Here is a 20143-nt window from a genome sequence, read left to right as displayed (position 1 = left end):
TCAAGAGCGGGGGAAGGGTTTTCAGACGCGGTGCCGTTAGAGGGTGTCGGGCATCGGGCCGCGTGGCGTGGGCACCGCCGGCTGTGAGAGGGACGGGAATGGAACCGACCGAGAGCGCCGCCCCGGACTCACGGCTGCGCCCGCGCTGGGTGACCGGTATGCGGAGATGGGGGGCGTCCCTGGCCGCAGCCGGACAGCGCACCATGGTGCACGGGCACGGGCCGGGCACGGACGCGCGCGGACAGGAGAACAGGCAGGGGCGGGTGGGCGCCGGCTCCGGGCTCGGGATGCCCGGCCAGGGGAGCACCGGCGCCGGGCACGGGATGCCCGGCCATGAACCCGAGCGGCAGACGTACTGGCCCACACTGCCCACGGCGGTCGTCGCGGCGGCCGGGTTCGTACTGGGCGCGGGCTTCTTCCGGGGGTTCACCGGGCACCAGGCGCTCTTTCCGTCCGGTTCCGTCGGCTGGTCCTTTGCCGTGCTGGTCGGCATCATCGTCGGTCATCTGGTGGCGCTCGGCCGCGCCCGCTGGTGGGGCGGCACGGGCTCCGGCGCGGCTCTCACACTCGCCGTCCTGCTGCTGTACGGCTGGGTGCCGGCCGGAATGGTCAGCCTCACCGTCGTCGTGCTCGTCGGCATAGCCCGCCGTCACCGCTGGCGCCAGGGCGTGCTGCAAGGCGCGGTGGACATTCTCGGCATCGGCGGCGGTGCTCTGGTGCTGGCCATCTTCGGCCGGGTCCCGTCCGTGGAGAAGCCCTGGAACCCGGAGAGCTGGACCGTCTACACCGCGCCCGAGGTGGTGTTGGTGGCAGTCGCGTATCTCGCCGTGACGCGCGCGCTCCTGTGGTACCTCCACGCGCCCCGTGTCGGTGTGCCGACCGTCGCCCGTACGGCCCTGGTCAGACACGGGCTCGTGGCCGTGGCGCTGCTCGGTATCGCCCCGCTGATCTGCGTCGTCGCGATGTCGCTCCCCGTACTGCTGCCGCTCTTCTCGATCCCCCTCATCGCGCTCGACTTCAGCCTGTGGATAGCCCGCGCCCGGGCCGAGGAACAACTGCGCGACCCGCTCACCGGGCTGCCCAACCGCCAGTGGCTCCTCGAACGCACCTGGACGGCGCTCGAGGACGCCGAGCGGATCGGTGCGCGTTCCGCACTGATGCTGATCGACCTGGATCGATTCCGGTCCGTGAATGACACGCTGGGACATCTTGCGGGGGACCGGCTGCTGTTGCAGATAGCGGATCGGTTGCGGCTGGCGTTGCCGCGCGGGGCGGAGGCCGCGCGGCTCGGTGGTGACGAGTTCGCCGTACTGCTGCCCGTGGCCGACTCGACGACGTCCGCGACGCGGGTGGCTCGTAACCTCGTCGCCGCGCTCGGTTCGCCACTGGATCTCGACGGGCTGACGCTCGTGCTGGAGGCCAGTGCCGGGCTCGCCGTCTTCCCCGATCACGCGCTGGACGCGGAGGGGCTGCTGCGACGGGCGGATGTCGCGATGTACCAGGCGAAGCGGGACCGTACGGGAGTGGAGGTGTACGAGTCCAAGCGGGACTCCAACACCCCTGACCGGCTGGGGCTGTTGGGGGATCTGCGCCGGGCGCTGGATACCGGGGACGTCGAGTTGCACTATCAGCCGAAGGTCCGCTTCGACGGGCAGGTGGCCGGGCTCGAGGCGCTCGTACGGTGGGTGCATCCCGAGCGCGGGAGGGTACCGCCGGACGAGTTCATAGCGATCGCCGAGTCGTCCGGGCTGATGCCGCATCTCACGGAGTATGTGCTGGAGACGGCGCTCGGGCAGGTGGCCCGCTGGCGGGCTCAGGGGCTTTATGTGCCCGTGGCCGTCAATGTGTCGCCGCGCGATGTGCACACGCCGGGGTTCGCCGGAGGGGTTGCCGCGCGGCTCGCACGGCACGGGGTCCCGGCGGGGGCGTTGCAGTTGGAGATAACCGAGCATGTGCTGCTCGAGGACCCGCACCGGGCCGCGGCCACGCTGGCCGCGCTGACCGGGCACGGCGTGAAGATGTCGCTCGACGACTTCGGCACCGGGTACTCCTCGCTGGTGCATCTGCGCCGGCTGCCCGTGAGCGAGCTGAAGATCGACCGGTCCTTCGTGGCTCGGCTGGCCGTCGACACGGAGGACGCCGAGATCGTTCGCTGCACCGTCGATCTCGCGCATTCGCTGGGGCTTCTCGTCGTCGCCGAAGGGGTGGAGGACGACGAGACGTGGGAGCGGCTCCGGGACCTCGGATGCGATGCGGTTCAGGGGTGGCTGGTCGCCGCGGCGATGCCCGCGGAGGAGACGACCGCGTGGCTCCGGGCCCGCGGGTCGCGGGGATGGCAACGGCCTCGGGCCGCGCTGCCCGCGGCTGCGGCGGATGATCCGGGGCGGGTCGTTTAGGGGCACGGCACCCCAGACGGGGGACGCGAGAAAAGAAACCCGGGCGCAGCCACCCGCACCGGCGCCATAGGATTGGCGCAAAGCACACACACTCACCCCTGAGGATCGCTGCATGCCTGGCATCACGCGCGAGGAGGTCGCCCACCTCGCACGGCTGGCGCGTCTGGAGCTGAAGGACGAAGAGCTCGATCACTTCGCCGGTCAGCTCGACGACATCATCGGCGCGGTCGCCCGCGTCAGCGAGGTCGCCGACCAAGACGTACCGCCGACCTCCCACCCGCTGCCGCTGACGAACGTCATGCGCGCGGACGAGGTCCGTCCGTCGCTCACCCCCGAGCAGGCGCTGTCCGGCGCCCCGGCCCAGGAGCAGCAGCGTTTCAAGGTGCCGCAGATCCTGGGGGAGGAGTAACCCGAAATGACGGACAGCAACGTCAACATCATCAAGCTCACCGCCGCCGAGATCGCCCAGAAGATCGCCGCCGGCGAACTGACGGCCGTGCAGGTCACCGAGGCTCACCTGGCCCGTATCGAGGCCGTCGACGAAAAGGTGCACGCCTTCCTGCACATCGACCGGGAGGGCGCGCTCGCCCAGGCCCGTGCCGTCGACGAGAAGCGGGAGCGAGGGGAGAAGCTCGGGCCCCTCGCCGGTGTGCCCCTCGCGCTCAAGGACATCTTCACCACCGAGGGGATCCCGACCACCGTCGGTTCCAAGATCCTCGAGGGCTGGATTCCGCCGTACGACGCGACCGTCACCCGGAAGCTGAAGGCCGCCGACGTCGTCATCCTCGGCAAGACCAACATGGACGAGTTCGCCATGGGGTCCAGCACCGAGAACAGCGCGTTCGGGCCGACCGGCAACCCGTGGGACCTGACGCGTATCCCCGGCGGCTCCGGCGGTGGCTCCTCCGCCGCCCTCGCCTCCTTCCAGGCCCCGCTCGCCATCGGCACCGACACCGGCGGCTCCATCCGCCAGCCCGCCGCCGTCACCGGCACGGTCGGCGTGAAGCCGACGTACGGCGGCGTGTCGCGGTACGGCATGGTGGCGTTCTCGTCCTCCCTCGACCAGGGCGGCCCCTGCGCCCGTACGGTCCTGGACGCGGCCCTCCTCCACGAGGCCATCGCCGGTCACGACCCCCTCGACTCGACCTCCATCGCCGCGCCCGTACCGCCCGTCGTCGAGGCCGCCCGCAACGGCAGCGTCGAGGGCATGCGCGTAGGCGTCGTCAGGCAGTTCAGCGGCGAGGGCTACCAGGCCGGTGTCGTCCAGCGCTTCGACGAGTCCGTCGCGCTCCTCAAGGAGCTGGGCGCCGAGATCGTCGAGCTGGACTGCCCGTCCTTCGACCTGGCGCTGTCCGCGTACTACCTCATCGCGCCGTCCGAGTGCTCCTCCAACCTCGCCCGTTTCGACGGCCTGCGCTACGGCCTGCGCACCGGCGACGACGGCAGCCGCTCCGCCGAGGACGTCACTTCCCTCACCCGCCAGGCGGGCTTCGGGGACGAGGTCAAGCGCCGCGTCATGCTCGGCACGTACGCCCTGTCGAGCGGCTACTACGACGCGTACTACGGCAGCGCCCAGAAGGTCCGTACGCTCATCACCCGCGACTTCGAGAAGGCCTTCGAGCAGGTCGACGTGATCGTCTCGCCGACGACGCCGACCACCGCCTTCCCGATCGGCGAGCGCGCTGACGACCCGATGGCGATGTACCTCGCGGACCTGTGCACCATCCCGACCAACCTGGCGGGCAACGCCGCCATGTCGCTGCCCTGCGGTCTCGCGCCGGAGGACAACCTCCCGGTCGGTCTGCAGATCATCGCCCCCGCGATGCAGGACGACCGCCTCTACAAGGTGGGCGCCGCGGTCGAGGCCGCGTTCGTGGAACGCTGGGGTCACCCGCTGATCGAGGAGGCTCCGTCGCTGTGAGCAAGGCACTGTCGAAGGCCAAGGGCTTCAAGAATTCGAAGTCCGGTACGTACCTGTCCATGGCCGGGACCGCGTTCGGCGCGATCGGTGTCGCCAAGCGGCTCAAGAAGGCCCGCGCCGAGAAGGACACCCTGGTCCTGATCGACGCCACCGTGTCCGCCGTAGCCATCGTCACCGGCCTCGCCATCCTCTACCGGGAGCTCAAGCGCCTGGGCGACGACGACGTCCTGCTGGGCTGAGAGGGAAAGTCTCACCGTGACTGTCACGACTGAACTGGTGTCGTACGAGGACGCGCTGGCGTCGTACGACCCCGTCATGGGCCTCGAGGTCCATGTCGAACTCGGCACCAAGACCAAGATGTTCTGCGGCTGTTCGACCGAGCTGGGTGCCGAGCCCAACTCGCAGACCTGCCCGACCTGCCTCGGCATGCCCGGCTCGCTCCCGGTCATGAACGCGACCGGTGTTGAGTCCGCGATCAAGATCGGTCTCGCGCTGAACTGCGAGATCGCCGAGTGGTGCCGTTTCGCCCGGAAGAACTACTTCTATCCGGACATGCCGAAGAACTTCCAGACCTCCCAGTACGACGAGCCGATCGCCTTCAACGGCTATCTGGACGTCCAGCTGGAGGACGGCGAGATCTTCCGCGTGGAGATCGAGCGCGCCCACATGGAGGAGGACACCGGCAAGTCCACGCACGTGGGCGGTGCGACGGGCCGTATCCACGGCGCCTCGCACTCCCTCCTCGACTACAACCGCGCCGGCATCCCGCTCATCGAGATCGTCACCAAGCCGATCGAGGGAGCGGGGGAGCGCGCTCCCGAGGTCGCCAAGGCGTACGTCGCCGAACTGCGCGAGCTGATCAAGGCGCTCGGTGTGTCGGAAGCCCGCATGGAGATGGGGCAGATGCGCTGCGACGTGAACCTCTCGCTGCGCCCGAACGGCACCGAGAAGTTCGGCACACGCTCCGAGACGAAGAACGTCAACTCGCTGCGGTCGGTGGAGCGTGCCTGCCGGTACGAGATCCAGCGGCACGCCGCCGTCCTGAACAGCGGTGGCACGATCATCCAGGAGACCCGCCACTTCCACGAGGACACGGGCTCCACGACCTCCGGGCGAGTGAAGGAAGAGGCGGAGGACTACCGCTACTTCCCCGAGCCGGACCTCGTCCCCGTCGCCCCGACCCGCGAGTGGGTCGAGGAGCTGCGGGCGGTCCTGCCCGAACTGCCGCGGCTGCGCCGTAACCGGCTGCGTGAGGAGTGGGGGATCTCCGAGCACGACATGCAGTCGATCCTGAACGCGGGTGCGGTCGACCTGATCGCCGCCACGATCGAGGCGGGCGCCGACTCGGCCTCGGCCCGCAAGTGGTGGATGGGTGAACTGGCCCGGAACGCCAACGAGTCGGGGCGCCCGATCGACGCGCTGCCGATCACGCCCGAGCAGGTGGCCCGTGTGACCACGCTGGTCAAGGACGGCTCCCTCAACGACAAGCTGGCCCGTCAGGTCATCGAAGGCGTTCTCGCGGGCGAAGGCACCCCGGACGAGGTCGTCGACAAGCGCGGCCTGAAGGTCGTCTCGGACGAGGGCGCCCTCACGGCCGCCGTCGACGAGGCCATCGCGGGCAACGCGGCCATCGCGGACAAGATCCGTGGCGGCAAGGTGGCCGCGGCGGGTGCCCTCGTGGGCGCGGTCATGAAGGCCACGCGGGGCCAGGCCGACGCGGCGCGCGTCAAGGAACTGATCCTGGAGAAGCTGGGGGTCGAGGGCTAGGCGCTCCGCTTGGGCGGCGAGGGGGTGCACCTGGGTTTCCAGGTGCACCCCCTCGGCTGTGCTGCCCTGGGGGCGCCGCTGCCCCCAGACCCCCGGATCGCCCTTCGGGCTCGTCCTCAATCGCCGGACGGGCTCAATGATGGCAGCCGCACCGCCATCGGCAACGCCAGCGCCATCAACCCCACCCCGCACAGCAACGTCGTACGGAACCCGTCCGTAGCCGTCAGCAGCAGCGCCGTCAGCGCCGTGCCGACGGACGCGGCGATCTGGAGGATGATGTTCAACGCCGTGCTGCCGGCGGCGACTTCACCGTCCGCGAGGCCGCGCGTGGCCGCGGCCATGACCGGCATGTTGGTCATGCCGACGCCGGTGCCCATGACGGCGAGCGAGGCGACAAGGCGCCAGTACGGAGTGTCGGCCCCGGCCTGGACGGCGAAGGCGCAGAAGCCCGCGGCGGCGACCAGGATGCCGGGCACGACGATCGCGCGGGTCGCGACGCGGTCCGAGATCCGGCTGGAGAACTGCATCACCGTGCCGCTGAACAGGAACTGAGGTGCCATCAGCAGCCCGGACTCCGTGGCGCTCAGGCCGCGTCCCTGCTGCCAGTACAGCGGTACGAGGATCATCGAACCGAAGTACGCGGCCGAGAACGGGACCATCGTCGCCACCGCCCGGCCGAACGACGCCCTGCGCAGCAGCCGCAGGTCGAGCAGGGGATGGGCGGCCCGCAGCGCCCGTATCGCGAAGGCCGCCACCAGCGCCGTACCGGCGACGAGCGGGACCACGACGTCTGCGCCGGCGAAGGTGCCGCGCTCGCCGCCCAGCGTCAGGCCGTAGAGGAGGGCCGCGAGGCCGGGGGAGAGGGTGAGCAGGCCGGGCAGGTCCAGTGGGCGGTGGATGCGTTCGTCGTCGCCGCGCAGGACGCGCGCGCCCAGCAGCAGGGTCAGGGCGCCTACGGGGACGTTGACGAAGAAGATCCAGCGCCAGGAGAGCGCGTCGGTGAAGACGCCGCCGAGGATCGGTCCCGCCATCGGGCCGATGAGGACGGGGATGCCGAGGATGCCCATCATCGTGCCCTTGCGCTCCGGCGGGGCCGCGCGCAGGACCACGGTCATCGCGACCGGCACGATCATGCCGCCGCCGAGTCCCTGGAGCACCCGGAAGGTGATCAGGGAACCGGCGTTCCAGGCGAGGCCTGTGAGCCCCGAGCCGAGTGTGAACAGCGTGACAGCGGTGAGGAAGACCCGCTTCGCGCCGTACCGGCCCACCGCCCACGCCGTGACCGGGATGACGGTGGCCAGCGCGAGCGAGTAGCCGGTCACCGTCCACTGGACCACGGACAGCGGGGCGTCGAAGGCGCGTGACAGGTGGTCAAGCGCGACATTGACGATGGTCATGTCGAGCACCGTCATGAACGAGCCGAGGACCACCACGCCCGCGACGGCCAGGACGTGCCGGGGGATGGCGGGTACCGGGGCGCTCCCGGTCCCCTTCGGCAGCGTGGCGCTCATGCGGCCGCGTACGGCGAAACGGCGCGGCCCGCGCGCAACGTCCTCCCCCACCAGGTCAGTTGGTCCAGCATGCCCTTGGCGGCGCCCTCGGGGAGGTCGGGTCGCAGCAGCGAGCCGTCCTCGGCGAAGTTCTCCCAGGCCCTGTGGAAGCTGACCGTGTCCCGCATCGTCACGGCATGCAACTCGGCGAAGACCAGCCGCAGTTGCTCGACCGCGCGCAGACCGCCGCCCATGCCGCCGTACGAGACGAAGCCGACCGGCTTGGCCTGCCACTGGGTGTAGTGCAGGTCGATGGCGTTCTTGAGGGGTGCCGGGAAGCTGTGGTTGTACTCGGGAGTGATCACCACGAAGGCGTCGGCCGCCGCCAGGCGTGTCGTGACCGGGGCGGCCTCGGGGTGCGGCTCCGGGGAGACGACTTCGGGCAGTGGGTGTTCGGCCAGGTCGATGGGGTCGAGTTCGAGATCGCCGCGCTCGGCGGTGAACCGCAGGAACCAGTCGGTGACCACGGGTCCGAAGCGGCCCTCGCGGACGGAGCCGGTCAGGACGGCGACACGGAGCGGAGCCTTGGACAGGGTCGGTGCAGTGGATGAGTTCGTCATGCCCAGGAAAGTACAACCATCGTGGCAGTAAATGCAACGTTCGTTGTAACTTTCCAGGTCCGGCTACCGTGACAGACGACAGGAAGGGGCAGGACGCGTGAGACAGGGGCTCGCCGAGAAGCGGCAGGCGATCGTGCGGGGGGCGCGCCGGGTCTTCGGGCGCGACGGCTACACCCGCGCCGGAATCGACTCCATCGCCAAGGAGGCGGGGGTCTCCACCCGCACGATCTACAACCACTTCCCCGAGGGCAAGGCGCAGCTCTTCCGCGTCGTCGTCGTGGAGGGTTCCGAGGAGGTCGTACGGGCCCATGCCGACGCCATCGACCGGCGGTTGTACAAGGTCACGGACCTGGAAGCGGACCTCGCCGACTTCGCGCACGCCTGGATGAGTCCGATGTACGAGTTCGGCGACCACTTCTCCCTCGTGCGGCAGTTGCGGGCCGAAATCGGCCATATTCCGCAGGAGTTCGTGGACGCCTGGCGGGTGTCCGGCCCCGACCGCGCGCTCAAGCTGGTGGCCGCCCGGTTCCGTGAGCTGGCCGACGAGGGGCTGCTCGACGCCCCGGACCCGGAGCGGGCCGCGATGCACTTCCTCCTGCTGACCGGGTCCGAGATCAGCGATCGCACGTACGGAGGGGTGCTCCCGATGTCGGACGACGAGCGGGACGAACTGATCGTCTCGGGGGTGCGGGCGTTCCTGCACGGGTATCTGCCGCGACGGGAGTCCTCCGGAGGAGCGTGAGCCGGGCCTCGTCGTCCGGGAGGGGTGCCGGTGACCTCACCGGCGCCTTCGACTTCAGTCGCGGCGGACGCCAGGAAATGCGAGGGGATTCACATAAGCGTGCTGTGAAGTCCCTCGCATTTCTGTGAGTAAGTCCACGAAAACGGCTAACGATCTCTACGGCCTGCGAGGGTTGTCCACGTCTTGCTCATGTGTTCTTTGCGGGCGGTTCCCGGTAAAGATCCACAATCCCCCCACGGGAGCTAGTTCGTGGCAGCACTCGCACGCTGGTGTGTCCGGCACCGCCTTCTGGTCGTTCTGCTCTGGATCCTCGCGCTCGGCGGTACGACCGCCGCCGCAGCGGTCGCCGGATCCGCGTATTCGAACGACTACAAGGTGCCAGGCACCGAATCCGGCCGTGCCGCCCAGCTGCTGCAGAAGAGTTTCCCGGACCTCGGCGGGGACAGCGACACGATCGTCTGGCACACCGGCTCCGACACGGGTTTCGTACGGGCCGCCGATGTCGAGCAGACGATGAAGGTCACCCTCGACAAGATCGAGGACCTGCCCGGCGTGGCCTCCGTGACCGACCCGTACGACAGCCAGGGCGCCGGTCGGATCAGCGCCGACGGGCGTACCGCCTACGCCACGGTCACCTTCGACGAGCAGTCCAAGGACGTCGACCAGGCCGAGGTCCAGGCCGTCGTGGACACGGCCAAGGACGCGGAGACGGACGGCCTCCAGGTCGAGCTGGGCGGTAACGCCATCGGGCTCACCGAGTCCTCGGGCGGCCATGTCGCCGAGGTCGTCGGAGTGATCGTCGCCGCCGTGGTTCTCTTCCTCGCCTTCGGCTCGCTCGCCGCCTCCATGCTGCCGATCGCCACGGCCCTGGTGAGCGTCGGCACGGCGTACGCCGGGATCGTGCTGCTCGGCCACTTCATGACCGTCGCCGACTTCGCGCCGATGCTCGGCATGCTGGTCGGCCTCGGCGTCGGCATCGACTACGCGCTGTTCATCGTCACCAGACACCGGCGCGGACTGAAGCGCGGGCTGCCGGTCGAGGAGGCCGCGCGGAACGCCGTGACCACCACCGGACGCGCCGTCGTCTTCGCGGGCGCAACGGTGTGCATAGCCCTGCTCGGCATGCTCATCCTGCGGCTCAGCTTCCTCAACGGCGTCGCGATCGCCGCCTCCCTGACCGTGCTCCTCACCGTCGCGGCCTCCGTGACCCTGCTGCCCTCGCTGCTCTCCTTCATCGGCATGCGCGCCCTCAGCCGCCGCGAGCGCCGCCACCTGGACGAGCACGGTCCCGCGCCGGAGCTCCCCACCGGGTTCGCCGCCCGCTGGTCCGCCTTCGTCGAGCGGCACCCCAAGCTGCTCGGAGTCGTCGCCCTCGCCGTCATGACCGTGCTGGCGCTGCCCACGCTCGGCCTGCACCTCGGCACCTCGGACCAGGGCAACAACCCGGAGACCGCCACCACCCGCCAGGCCTACGACCTGCTGGCTGGGGGCACCTCCCGCTCGGAGAGTGGGGGAGGCTTCGGCCCCGGCGTCAACGGCCCGCTGACCCTCGTCACCGAGGTCGACGGCGCCCAGGACCGGCTCGCCCTCGATAACCTCGACACCACGCTCCGGTCGACCGAGGGTGTCGCCTCGGTGACCCCGGTGACGTACGACACGGGCGGCGACACCGCGTACCTCACCGTCGTGCCCGAGTCCTCGCCGCAGTCCCAGAAGACCAGCGACCTCGTCGACCGGCTGCGCACCGACGTGCTCCCGCGTGCCGAGACGGACACCTCGCTGGACGTGCACGTCGGCGGCGTCACGGCCGGCTACGACGACTTCGCCGAGGTCATCATCGGCAAGCTGCCGCTGTTCGTGGGCGTCGTGATCGGACTCGGCTGCCTCCTGCTGCTGCTCGCCTTCCGCTCCATCGGCATACCCTTGAAGGCCGCCGCGATGAACGTCGCGGCCGTCGCCGCCGCCTTCGGCGTCGTCATCGCGATCTTCCAGTGGGGCTGGGGAAGTGAGCTGCTCGGCCTCGGCAGCGCGGGCCCGATCGAACCGTTCCTGCCCGTGATCATGGTGTCCGTGCTCTTCGGGCTCTCCATGGACTACCAGGTCTTCCTGGTCAGCCGGATGTACGAGGAATGGCTGGAGACCGGCGACAACCGGCGGGCCGTCCGCGTCGGCCTCGCCGAGACCAGCCGAGTGATCAACTCCGCCGCCGTGATCATGATCTCGGTCTTCCTGGCCTTCGTGCTCAGCGGCGACCGCGTCATCGCGATGTTCGGCATCGCGCTCGCCGCCGCGGTCGCGCTCGACGCCTTCGTCCTGCGTACGCTCCTGGTGCCCGCCCTGATGCACATGCTCGGCGGCGCCAACTGGTGGCTGCCCCGCTGGCTCGACCGCCGTCTGCCCCGCATCAGCATCGAACCGCCCGACTCCAGCCCTGCCGTCCCTGTCGGCCCCGCCGGCTCCTCCCATGCGACGATTCCCGCTGCGCGCGACGGCGCGCTGAGGGACGTACTCGTGAAGGAGCGGCAGCAGGATGTACGCGATATCCCTGGGTGAGGACGGCGCCGAACTGCGACCCCTGGAGCCCTGGCACGCCGAGGAGTTCCTGGCGCACCTGGAGCGGGGACGTGAGTTCATCGGGCAGCACATCCCCTTCGGGGCGAACGCCACGGATGCCGACTCCGCGCGCGAGCTCCTCCAGTCGTACGCCGACAAGCGCGCCGCCGACACCGGCAGCCTGCACGGGCTGTGGCTGGACGGAAAGCTCGTCGGAGGTGTGCTGTTCCTGCACTTCGACGCCGAGCGGGGCACCTGCGAGGTCGGGTGCTGGCTTGAGCCGGCCGGCGCGGGACGCGGACTGGTCACCCGCGCCATGCGGATCCTCATCGACTGGGCGGTCGAGGGACGCGGCATCCACCGGGTGGAGTGGCAGGCGTCGACCGCCAACGAACCGAGCATCAACGTGGCGCGGCGGCTGGGCATGAGCCGCGACGGTGTGCTCCGGGAGACCTACCCCTACCGGGGCGTGCGCCAGGACCTCGAAGTGTGGTCCGTGCTCGCGCCGGAATGGCGTGACGCACGCGCGCGTGCAGCTCGCGACGATCATTAAGACACTTCTCAGACAGCGTCCGTACGGTGCAGAGCATGGGATCCAAGACAGTTGACGAGGCCGGCACCGACACCGGCACCGAGGCAAAGCGCGACGAGGAGGACGTGCAGCTCACGAAGGACGGCGACACGGCCGCGGACCAGGCCGACGCCGAGGCGTACGACGACGAGCAGGCGTACAAGGACTCCGCTGACGGCGCCGATGCGGCTGCCGGAGGCTCCGGAGTGGGCCAGGGTGCCGCCGCCGTCGTCTCCGCCGGACTCGGCATCGTTTCGCTGACGGGCAGCTGGGTCGGCACGGTGGCCTCCGCGCGACAGGAGATCGTCGGCCAGCTGGAGATGCAGGCCGCGTCCAACCCGAGCGTGGCAACGCAGCTCCAGGCGCTCTACGGCGATGCCTGGCAGGCCACCGCTCTGTGGGGCGGGCTCTTCGCGGTGGTCGCACTGATCGTCGGCGTCGTGGTGCTCGCGCGGCCCGCGTTCGGGAACCCCGACCGGGTGCAGGCCCCGTGGATCAAGTCGGTCGCCTGGGCGGGCGTCTCGCTCGGCGTCGTCGGTCTGCTGCTGGCCGCCCTCAAGTACTCCGACGTCCTGCTGTCCGTGCCCAGCGCCGGCTGAACCGCCTACTGGGAAGCTGACTCAAAAACCGCACGTCCTGAGGGGCCTTAGGTCCGCCGCGAGTTACTTACGGCAGACCTAAGGCCCCTCCCGTGTGCAAGATGCGGAACTCTCCCGATGTGACGCACCCCCCTTGGAGACGAAGGTTGAGGCATCGCACCAAGCGAGGCCCGAAACCGACTCTTCATGAGGGGTACGAGATGTTCGAGTACGAGCTCCAGCAGATCCGTTCCGCCGAGATGATCCGCGAGGCCGACAACCACCGGCTGGCGCGCGAGGCCATCCGCGCCCGCCGTGCCGCCCGCCGCTCCGCGAAGGATGACACCGAAGGGCGGGTGAACCGCCGCCCGCACTCACGCCGCCACCGCTTCGCACGCGCGGCGTGATGCCGGCCGGGGAAGGCGCCGCGAGCGCCGGAAGTGCCGGGAGCCCGGGGGGACTCCCGGCACTGCGCCGTGCGGGGCTGCCGCCGCGCCGTGCAGGGCAGTCGGGGACGGGCGGGGCGCCGAAAATCGCTGCCGCGTTGTCAGACCCCTGTGCGATGCTCGGCGTTGTGGAGACCAGGTCCGTCAGTCCGGTTTTCGTCGGTCGCGCCGACGAGCTGGACGTGCTGAACGACGCGCTCGCCCGCGCTGCCGGTAGGGGCACCTCCCAGGCGTTCAGCACTGAGGGAGAGCCACAGGCGTTGCTGGTCGGCGGTGAGGCGGGCGTCGGAAAGACGCGGCTCATCGAGGAGTTCGCCGGCGCGGCCGACCGTGCGGGCGCTGTCGTGGCGCTCGGCGGCTGTGTCGAGATCGGCGCCGACGGGCTGCCGTTCGCCCCCTTCTCCACCGCCCTGCGCTCCCTGCGCCGCCAACTGCCCGACGAGCTGGCGGCCGCGGCGGCCGGGCAGGAGGAGGAGCTGGCCCGGCTGCTGCCCGAGCTGGGCGACACCTCGCGGGGGCGGCACGACGAGGAGGGCATGGCCCGCCTCTTCGAACTCACCGTCCGCCTCCTGGAGCGCGTCGCCGCCGAGCGCACGGTGGTCGTCCTCCTGGAAGACCTGCACTGGGCCGACGCCTCGACCCGCCACCTCCTCGCCTACCTCTTCCGTACGCTCCGCAGCGGCCGGCTCGTCGTCGTCGCCACCTATCGCGCCGACGACGTCCACCGCCGTCATCCGCTGCGTCCGCTGCTGGCCGAGCTGGACCGGCTGCGCACGGTCCGCCGTATCGAACTCGGCCGCTTCAGCCGCGCGGAAGTCGGCCGCCAGATCGCCGGAATCCTCGCCTCCGAGCCCGCCCCGACCCTGGTCGACGAGATCTTCGAACGCTCCGACGGGAACGCCTTCTTCGTCGAGGAGCTCGCCGTAGCGGCGAACGAGGGCTGCCGCACCGGCCTCACCGACTCCCTCCGGGACCTGCTCCTGGTCCGGGTCGAGAGCCTGCCCGAGAGTTCCCAGCGGGTCGCCCGGATCGTCGCGGAGGGCGGCTCCACCGTCGAGTACGGACTGCTCGCCGCCGTGTCGCAGCTCTCCGAGGACGATCTCATCGAGGCGCTGCGGGCCGCCGTGGGCGCCAACCTCCTGCTCGCGACACCCGACGGGGACGGCTACCGCTTCCGGCACTCCCTGGTGCGCGAGGCCGTGGCCGACGACCTGCTGCCCGGCGAGCGCTCCCGCCTCAACCGGCGGTACGCCGAAGCACTGGAGGCCGACCCGACGCTCGTACCCGCCGATGAGCGCGCCGCCCGCCTGGCCAGCTACTGGTACCACGCGCACGACGCGGCCAAGGCCCTGCCCGCCGTCCTCGACGCCTCCGTGGCGGCCCGCCGCCGGCACGCCCACTCCGAGCAACTGCGGCTCCTGGAGCGGGCGATGGAGCTGTGGGACAGCGCCCCCGATGCCGTACGGGCCGAGCTGCGCCCCGTCGACTACGCCGAGGCCTATCCGCCCTGCGGCTGCGCCCCGACCCCTCCCTGCGGCTGCGACCCGGTCAACAAGCCGCTGACCTATCTCGACCTGATGGCCGAGGCGGCCGTCGCGGGCCGGTACTGCGGGGAGCGCGAGCGCGCTATGAAGATCACCAAGCGGGCCCTTCATCTCCTGGAGGGCGAGGACGAGCCGCTGCGCGCCGCCTGGTTCTGGGTCCAGCGTTCCCGACTGGTGCAGGCACTGGCCCGCGGCGACGGCTGGAAGGAACTCGGCACCGCCGAGGAACTGGTGCGAGGTCTGCCGCCCTCGAAGGTGCACGCCGAGGTCCTGGCGACGGTCGCCGGCTGGTCCATGCTCCACACACCGGGGCCCGAGGCCCTGACGGACGCCGAGCGCGCCGTGGAGTACGCGCGCATGGTGGGCGCCCGCGAGATCGAGCTGAACGCGCGGCTCACTCTCGGCGGACTCATGGTCGAAGCGGGGGACATCGAGGCGGGTCTCGCCGAGTTGTACGAGGTCCGGAACCAGTCGGTGGAGCTCGGGGCGGCCCGGGAGGTGGGCCGCAGTTATGTGAACCTGCCGTCCATTCTGGAGGGCGTCGGCCGCTCCGAGGAGGCCGTCGGCATCCTGAGGGAGGGCCTTGAACTCACCCGGAAAATGGGCCTGTTGGAGTCGGAGTCCTGGGCCTGGGACAGCCTCGCCGAGTCGCTCTACTCTCTGGGTCGCTGGGACGAGGCCGGCGAGGCTGCGACGAACGCGCAGCATGCCGTCCCGAGCGCCAAGCCCCGCGGCGGCGCTTCCTTGCGCTTCGTCGACATCGGGCTTGCCCGGGGGAACCTCACCGAGGCGGGCCGCCACCTGGCCGCCGCCCGCGATGCGTACGGCACCCATGACCTCATGCCGCAGAACTCCCTGCCGTTGGCCCGGCTAGCCATCGCTCTCGCCGCGGCTGAAGGCCGCCTCCCCGACGCCCGAGCCGAACTCGACCGCGCCCTGGAGGCCGGCCTCCCGCCCGGTACCCAGCGCTACGGCTGGCCGCTGCTGCTCGCCGCCGCCACCGCGGAGGCCGACGCCCGCGGTCTGCCCGCCGCCGGACAGGGCCGCTCCGAGTACGTCGAGCGCATCCGCGAGAACGCCAAGCCGCTCGCCACGAACGTGCCCCTCTGGGGGGCGTACGAGCGCTGGGTGCGCGCCGAACTGCTGCGCGCCGAGGGCAGGGACACCCCGGCCGACTGGTCCGCCGCAGTGACCGCCTTCGAGCCGCTGGAGCGCCCCTACGACCTGGCCCGCGTCCGCCACCGCCTCGCCGAGTCCCTGCTGGCCTCCGGCCCTGGCGACGACGCCCGCGACCGTGCCACCGAGCTCCTGCGCCTGGCCGGAGCCGTCGCCGACCACCTCCGCGCCCGCCCCCTCGCCGAGTCGATCGCCCTGCTCGCCCAACGCGCCCGCCTCATCCTGACGCGCACCCCGGGGACCCGGGAGCGGCCGGCCATCACTCCCGCCGACCCGGCCGAGGCGCTCGGTCTCACCAGCCGCGAGCGCGACGTCCTGCGCCTGGTCGCCGCCGGCCGCAGCAACCGCCGGATAGCAGAGGAACTCTTCATCTCCCCGAAGACGGCCAGCGTCCACGTCTCCAACATCCTCGCCAAGCTGAACGTCTCCGGCCGCGGCGAGGCAGCGGCACTGGCCCACCGGCTGCGGCTGTTCCCGCCGGAGACACCCGCTGCCAAAGCGGCAGGGTGACGCTTACGCTGTGAAGAACCCCGGGCCGAGGGAGGCGCCGTGTTCAACATGATCGAGCAGCTCTTCGCACCCGGCCGCAAGCACACCGAAGACGAGCGCAACCGTCTGGAGATGACCCGCGAGGACACCGGGGACGGCGATCCGGGGCGCGGGCCGATAGACCTCACGTCCGGCAAGGTCGTCGTACGCCTGCCTGCGCAGACGCCCGCAGAACCGGGCCCCGACGAGGACTGAGAACAAGCCCGTCCGGAACCGCCCTACGTCACCTCCAGCTCAAGAATCTTGTCGTCCCCGTCCTCCGGGGATCCCCGGCCGTCCGTCTCGCTGGTGACCAGCCACAGCTTGTTGTCGCCCGCCGAGACCACCGTGCGCAGGCGGCCGTGTTCGCCCTCCAGGAAAGCTTGGGGGTCGGCCGCCGTCTCCGTGCCGCTGAGGGGGATGCGCCACAGGCGCTGGCCGCGCAGGCCCGCCATCCAGATGGAGCCCTCCGCGTAGGCGATGCCGCTGGGGGAGGCCTCGGCCACGCCCCACTGGGCGACCGGGTTGTGGAACTGGGAGTCGTCGGACTTGCCCTCGGCGTCCGGCCAGCCGTAGTTGTCGCCCGGCTCGATGTGGTTCAGCTCGTCCCAGGTCTGCTGGCCGAACTCGGAGGCCCACAGGCGCTTTTCGGAGTCCCAGGCCAGGCCCTGCACATTGCGGTGGCCGTAGGAGTAGACGGGGGAGTCGAAGGGATTGCCCGGAGCCGGCTCGCCGTCCGGGGTCAGCCGGAGGATCTTGCCGCCCGTGGAGTTCTTGTCCTGGGCCAGCTCGGCTTCGTACCGCTCGCCCGTGCCGGCGTAGAGCATCTTGTCGGGGCCGAAGGCGATCCGCCCGCCGTTGTGATTCGTGCCCTTCGGGATGCCCCTGAACACCGTGTCGGGCGCGCCCAGTTGTTCACCCGCCGGCTTCTCCGCGTCGTACAGCATGCGCACGATGCGGTTGTCCGACGCCGAGGTGAAGTACGCGTAGACCATGTGGTCCGAGGCGTACTCCGGTGAGAGCGCGAGGCCCATCAGGCCGCCCTCGCCTGCGGCGGCGACGCCCGGCACCGTGCCCACCTCGGTCTTCTTGCCGCTCTCCGTGTCGACCCGCGTGATCGTCCCCTCGTCCCGCGAGGACACCAGCAGGCCGCCCTCGGGCAGGGGCGCGAGACCCCACGGCGTGTTCAGCCCCTCGGCGACGGTCCGCACGACCTCCACGGAGCCCTTCGCGGGCGGTGCCCCCTCGGTCGCCTGCCCCCCGGGCGAGGACCCCGACTCCGTACGACTGGGGGAGGCGTTCGCTCCGCCGTCCGACCCCTCCTCGTCGCCGGAAGAACAGCCGGCCGTCAGCAGGAGCGCGGCAGCGGCCAACACGGCCGTCACAGCTCGACGTTGCACGATCTGGATCCCTTCGACGCGGCAGGTTCTACTGTTCATACACCGCAACCGCCTCATAGGTTCCCGATCTCCGGACGCGAAGTCCGACGAGATCCGGACGCGCGTCACGACGAGACCCTTACGCGGCCCTCGAACCACCCTCGCTCATCAAGCTGTGAGCCTGTGGCGCATTCGAGCCGGTGGTGCGTCTGAGCCCCTGCCGCATCCCGCTCAGTCCCACGACCCCTGAGCCGAAGGCAGCTCCGCCACCTCCGCGAGATCCCGCGCCGACAGGCGCAGCCCGGCCGCCCCCGCGTTCTCGGCCGCCCACCGCTCCCGCTTGGCCCCCGGCACCGGCACCACATGCCGCCCCTGCGCGAGCACCCACGCGAGCGCCACCTGCGCCGAAGTGACCTCCTCGCCGCTCTCCTCCCCATGCCGCCGCGCGATACGGCGCAGACCGGCCACGATCGGCTGGTTCGCGGCCATCATCTCGGCCGTGAAGCGGGGATGCCGGGCGCGTACGTCATCGGGTTCGAAGCCCTCGCCAGGCGTGAGCGTGCCGGTCAGGAAGCCGTTGCCGAGCGGCATCGCCGCCAGGAAGCCGACGCCGCGCGCCTCGCACCACGGCAGCAGCCCGTCCACTGCCTCCGGCGACCACACCGACAGCTCGGCCTCCACCGCGCTCACCGGGAAGACCTGCTGCACCCGCTCCAGCTGCCGGATCGTTCCGTCGTGCAGGCGTGCCCCCGAGCGGCGGCCGGAGCGGGCACCCACCGCGCACAACCCGAGCGCCCGTACCTTCCCCGCCGTCACCAGCTCCGCCATCGCGCCCCAGGTCTCCTCGACGGGCACCTCGGGGTCGGCGCGATGCAGCTGGTACAGGTCGATGACGTCCGTCTGCAGCCGCCGCAGCGAGGCGTCGCAGGCCCGTTTCACATAGCCGGGACGGCCGTTGGCCACGATGTGCTGCTCACCGACCAGCAGCCCGCACTTGGTGGAGACGAAGGCCTCGGGGCGCCGCTCCTTGAGTACCCGGCCCAGCAGCAGCTCATTGGTGAACGGCCCGTACATGTCGGCGGTGTCGAGGAGGCTCGAGCCCCGGTCGAGGGCCGTGTGCAGGGTCCGCAGCGACTCGTCGCCCCGCTGCCGCGAAGCCGAGTACGCCCAGCTCATCGGCATGCACCCGAGCCCGACAGCCCCCACCTCGAGCGCCGCAGCCCCGATCGTCCTGCGCTCCACCTGGCCGTGCCTCCCTTTCCCGAGCCCCAAAACTAACCTCTGGGTCTGTCGATGCTTCGCCTAGCCTCCTGAGCATGACTTCCGAAGTGTGGCTCCCCTTCGACCCAGCCGACATCGACGGCCTCCCCGAAAGCCTCGACTACCGCTTCTGGGACGGTGAGCAGGACTTTCCCGCCGATCCCGCCGACTGCGCGTTCTATGTCGTGCCCTACATGAAGAGCAGCGAGATCTCGGTGCGTCCGATGGCCGAAATGACGTCCGTACGGGTCGTGCAGACGATGTCGGCCGGAATCGACCACGTCCAGCCGGGCCTCGGACTGCTCCCCAAGGGCGTGCAGTTGTGCAACGCGCGCGGGGTGCACGACGCCAGTACGGCCGAGCTCACGCTGACGCTGATCCTCTCCTCGCTGCGGGGCGTCCCCGACTTCGTACGCGGACAGGACCGCGAGGAGTGGCGGTCCGGGTTCCGGCCGGCGCTCGCCGACAAGTCCGTTCTGATCGTCGGATACGGCTCGGTCGGCGCCGCGATCGAGGACCGGCTCGCGCCCTTCGAGGTCGCGCGGGTGGCGCGCGTCGCGCGCTCTGCACGTGAGACGGAGCGCGGTCCCGTGCATCCGATCACCGCACTGCCCGAACTCCTCCCGGACGCCGACGTCGTGGTGCTCATCACCCCCCTCACCGAGCAGACGAAGGGCCTGGCGGGCGCCGGCTTCCTGGCGCGGATGAAGGACGGCGCACTGCTGGTGAACGTCGCCCGCGGCGGTGTCGTCGACACGAAGGCGCTGCTCGCCGAGCTGGAAAGTGGCCGGATCCGAGCGGCTCTTGACGTCACCGACCCCGAACCGCTGCCCAAGGGCCACCCGTTGTGGCATGCGCCGGGCGTGCTCATCAGTCCGCATGTGGGGGGCCCGACATCCGCGTTTCTTCCGCGGGCCAAGCGGCTCCTGGTGGACCAGTTCCATCGATTTGTGAACCGGGAGCCGATGCGAAACGTGGTCCTTACGACGGGCGCGTAGCCTCTGCGACCACCCTCCGCAGTCCCCCGACTGCGGTGGGTTCACGTATCACCGCTGGTCGTCACGGAGAGTAGAGGGACTATGTCCCTGAGTGACGGAACTGGTGTATCGTCCGGACAGGGGATGCGCCGCACACCGGACGGCGCCGGGGACGAGACGTGGACTGTGAGGGGG

16 protein-coding genes and 1 pseudogene are annotated in these 20143 nt (G+C 70.6%); 13 read left to right on the top strand and 4 right to left on the bottom strand.

All coding sequences use genetic code 11. The features are described from left to right. Positions 1–281: 281 nt before the first annotated feature. The 5 genes and pseudogenes from IEZ21_RS04245 to gatB form a co-directional block, all read left to right on the top strand. Positions 282–2396: pseudogene (locus IEZ21_RS04245) on the top strand (putative bifunctional diguanylate cyclase/phosphodiesterase); the annotation flags it as partial. Positions 2397–2508: 112 nt separating this feature from the next. Further along, positions 2509–2805 (top strand): Asp-tRNA(Asn)/Glu-tRNA(Gln) amidotransferase subunit GatC, encoded by a 297-nt coding sequence (gene gatC, locus IEZ21_RS04240; RefSeq protein ID WP_030258164.1) that lies wholly within the window; start codon positions 2509–2511, stop codon positions 2803–2805. A 6-nt stretch (positions 2806–2811) separates the two neighbouring features. Continuing rightward, the gene (gatA, locus tag IEZ21_RS04235) at positions 2812–4317 is read left to right on the top strand and encodes an Asp-tRNA(Asn)/Glu-tRNA(Gln) amidotransferase subunit GatA (RefSeq protein WP_189320525.1); all 1506 of its coding nucleotides are present in this window, start codon (positions 2812–2814) and stop codon (positions 4315–4317) included. Further along, a complete protein-coding gene (locus IEZ21_RS04230) occupies positions 4314–4556 on the top strand; it encodes a hypothetical protein (protein WP_033321018.1) in 243 nt (80 codons plus the stop codon). Before gatA ends, IEZ21_RS04230 begins: the two co-directional genes overlap by 4 nt. A 16-nt stretch (positions 4557–4572) precedes the next feature. After that, complete coding sequence (gatB, locus tag IEZ21_RS04225; protein WP_033321019.1) at positions 4573–6084, top strand: Asp-tRNA(Asn)/Glu-tRNA(Gln) amidotransferase subunit GatB; 1512 nt, start codon at positions 4573–4575, stop codon at positions 6082–6084. A gap of 116 nt (positions 6085–6200) precedes the next feature. Here gatB and IEZ21_RS04220 read toward each other — a convergent pair whose 3' ends face one another. Together IEZ21_RS04220 and IEZ21_RS04215 are read right to left on the bottom strand one after the other, a co-directional pair. After that, entirely contained in the window at positions 6201–7646 is a 1446-nt protein-coding gene (locus IEZ21_RS04220) for a DHA2 family efflux MFS transporter permease subunit (RefSeq protein WP_246567270.1), read from the bottom strand. Continuing rightward, positions 7592–8194, bottom strand: coding sequence for an NADPH-dependent FMN reductase (locus IEZ21_RS04215; RefSeq protein ID WP_189320524.1), 603 nt, complete (start codon positions 8192–8194; stop codon positions 7592–7594). Before IEZ21_RS04215 ends, IEZ21_RS04220 begins: the two co-directional genes overlap by 55 nt. 97 nt (positions 8195–8291) lie before the next feature. Here IEZ21_RS04215 and IEZ21_RS04210 point away from each other — a divergent pair, with 97 nt between their 5' ends. The 7 genes from IEZ21_RS04210 to IEZ21_RS04180 all read left to right on the top strand — a co-directional run bounded on the left by IEZ21_RS04210 (position 8292) and on the right by IEZ21_RS04180 (position 16548). Then, entirely contained in the window at positions 8292–8936 is a 645-nt protein-coding gene (locus tag IEZ21_RS04210; protein WP_189320523.1) for a TetR/AcrR family transcriptional regulator, read from the top strand. A 249-nt stretch (positions 8937–9185) separates the two neighbouring features. Beyond that, on the top strand, positions 9186–11489 hold the full coding sequence (locus tag IEZ21_RS04205; protein ID WP_189320522.1) for an MMPL family transporter: 2304 nt from the start codon (positions 9186–9188) through the stop codon (positions 11487–11489). Continuing rightward, positions 11467–12042: a GNAT family N-acetyltransferase gene (locus IEZ21_RS04200; RefSeq protein WP_189320521.1), complete on the top strand. Its 576-nt coding sequence runs from the start codon at positions 11467–11469 to the stop codon at positions 12040–12042. Before IEZ21_RS04205 ends, IEZ21_RS04200 begins: the two co-directional genes overlap by 23 nt. A 35-nt stretch (positions 12043–12077) precedes the next feature. Beyond that, complete coding sequence (locus IEZ21_RS04195; RefSeq protein WP_189320520.1) at positions 12078–12659, top strand: hypothetical protein; 582 nt, start codon at positions 12078–12080, stop codon at positions 12657–12659. 200 nt (positions 12660–12859) lie between these two features. Beyond that, positions 12860–13045 carry a hypothetical protein gene (locus IEZ21_RS04190; protein WP_189320519.1) on the top strand — a complete coding sequence of 62 codons (186 nt, stop codon included), beginning with the start codon at positions 12860–12862 and terminating at the stop codon, positions 13043–13045. A gap of 155 nt (positions 13046–13200) precedes the next feature. Continuing rightward, the gene (locus IEZ21_RS04185) at positions 13201–16314 is read left to right on the top strand and encodes a helix-turn-helix transcriptional regulator (RefSeq protein ID WP_189320518.1); all 3114 of its coding nucleotides are present in this window, start codon (positions 13201–13203) and stop codon (positions 16312–16314) included. Positions 16315–16362: 48 nt separating this feature from the next. Then, positions 16363–16548: a DUF6191 domain-containing protein gene (locus IEZ21_RS04180; protein WP_373302179.1), complete on the top strand. Its 186-nt coding sequence runs from the start codon at positions 16363–16365 to the stop codon at positions 16546–16548. A gap of 23 nt (positions 16549–16571) precedes the next feature. On the opposite strand, the gene IEZ21_RS04175 is transcribed toward IEZ21_RS04180, so the two are convergent. Then, positions 16572–17771, bottom strand: a complete 1200-nt coding sequence (locus IEZ21_RS04175; protein ID WP_189320516.1) for a PQQ-dependent sugar dehydrogenase — start codon at positions 17769–17771, stop codon at positions 16572–16574. Positions 17772–17942: 171 nt separating this feature from the next. Beyond that, on the bottom strand, positions 17943–18953 hold the full coding sequence (locus IEZ21_RS04170) for an aldo/keto reductase (RefSeq protein ID WP_189320515.1): 1011 nt from the start codon (positions 18951–18953) through the stop codon (positions 17943–17945). Positions 18954–19027: 74 nt separating this feature from the next. Here IEZ21_RS04170 and IEZ21_RS04165 point away from each other — a divergent pair, with 74 nt between their 5' ends. Continuing rightward, positions 19028–19969 carry a 2-hydroxyacid dehydrogenase gene (locus tag IEZ21_RS04165; protein WP_189320514.1) on the top strand — a complete coding sequence of 314 codons (942 nt, stop codon included), beginning with the start codon at positions 19028–19030 and terminating at the stop codon, positions 19967–19969. The last annotated feature ends 174 nt before the right edge of the window (positions 19970–20143 follow it).

It is taken from the genome of Streptomyces flaveus, from assembly GCF_014647675.1.
Classification (GTDB): Bacteria; Actinomycetota; Actinomycetes; order Streptomycetales; family Streptomycetaceae; genus Streptomyces; species Streptomyces flaveus.
This window is presented reverse-complemented; position numbering and strand designations above follow the sequence as displayed.

What these genes read in the sequence shown, in the direction of transcription:
- gatC (WP_030258164.1), top strand. Translation starts at nt 2,509, where the DNA reads ATGCCTGGCATCACGCGCGAGGAGGTCGCCCACCTCGCACGGCTGGCG.
- gatA (WP_189320525.1), top strand. Translation starts at nt 2,812, where the DNA reads ATGACGGACAGCAACGTCAACATCATCAAGCTCACCGCCGCCGAGATC.
- IEZ21_RS04215 (WP_189320524.1), bottom strand. Translation starts at nt 8,194, where the DNA reads ATGACGAACTCATCCACTGCACCGACCCTGTCCAAGGCTCCGCTCCGT.
- IEZ21_RS04200 (WP_189320521.1), top strand. Translation starts at nt 11,467, where the DNA reads ATGTACGCGATATCCCTGGGTGAGGACGGCGCCGAACTGCGACCCCTG.
- IEZ21_RS04195 (WP_189320520.1), top strand. Translation starts at nt 12,078, where the DNA reads ATGGGATCCAAGACAGTTGACGAGGCCGGCACCGACACCGGCACCGAG.
- IEZ21_RS04190 (WP_189320519.1), top strand. Translation starts at nt 12,860, where the DNA reads ATGTTCGAGTACGAGCTCCAGCAGATCCGTTCCGCCGAGATGATCCGC.
- IEZ21_RS04185 (WP_189320518.1), top strand. Translation starts at nt 13,201, where the DNA reads ATGCTCGGCGTTGTGGAGACCAGGTCCGTCAGTCCGGTTTTCGTCGGT.
- IEZ21_RS04180 (WP_373302179.1), top strand. Translation starts at nt 16,363, where the DNA reads ATGATCGAGCAGCTCTTCGCACCCGGCCGCAAGCACACCGAAGACGAG.
- IEZ21_RS04175 (WP_189320516.1), bottom strand. Translation starts at nt 17,771, where the DNA reads ATGAACAGTAGAACCTGCCGCGTCGAAGGGATCCAGATCGTGCAACGT.
- IEZ21_RS04165 (WP_189320514.1), top strand. Translation starts at nt 19,028, where the DNA reads ATGACTTCCGAAGTGTGGCTCCCCTTCGACCCAGCCGACATCGACGGC.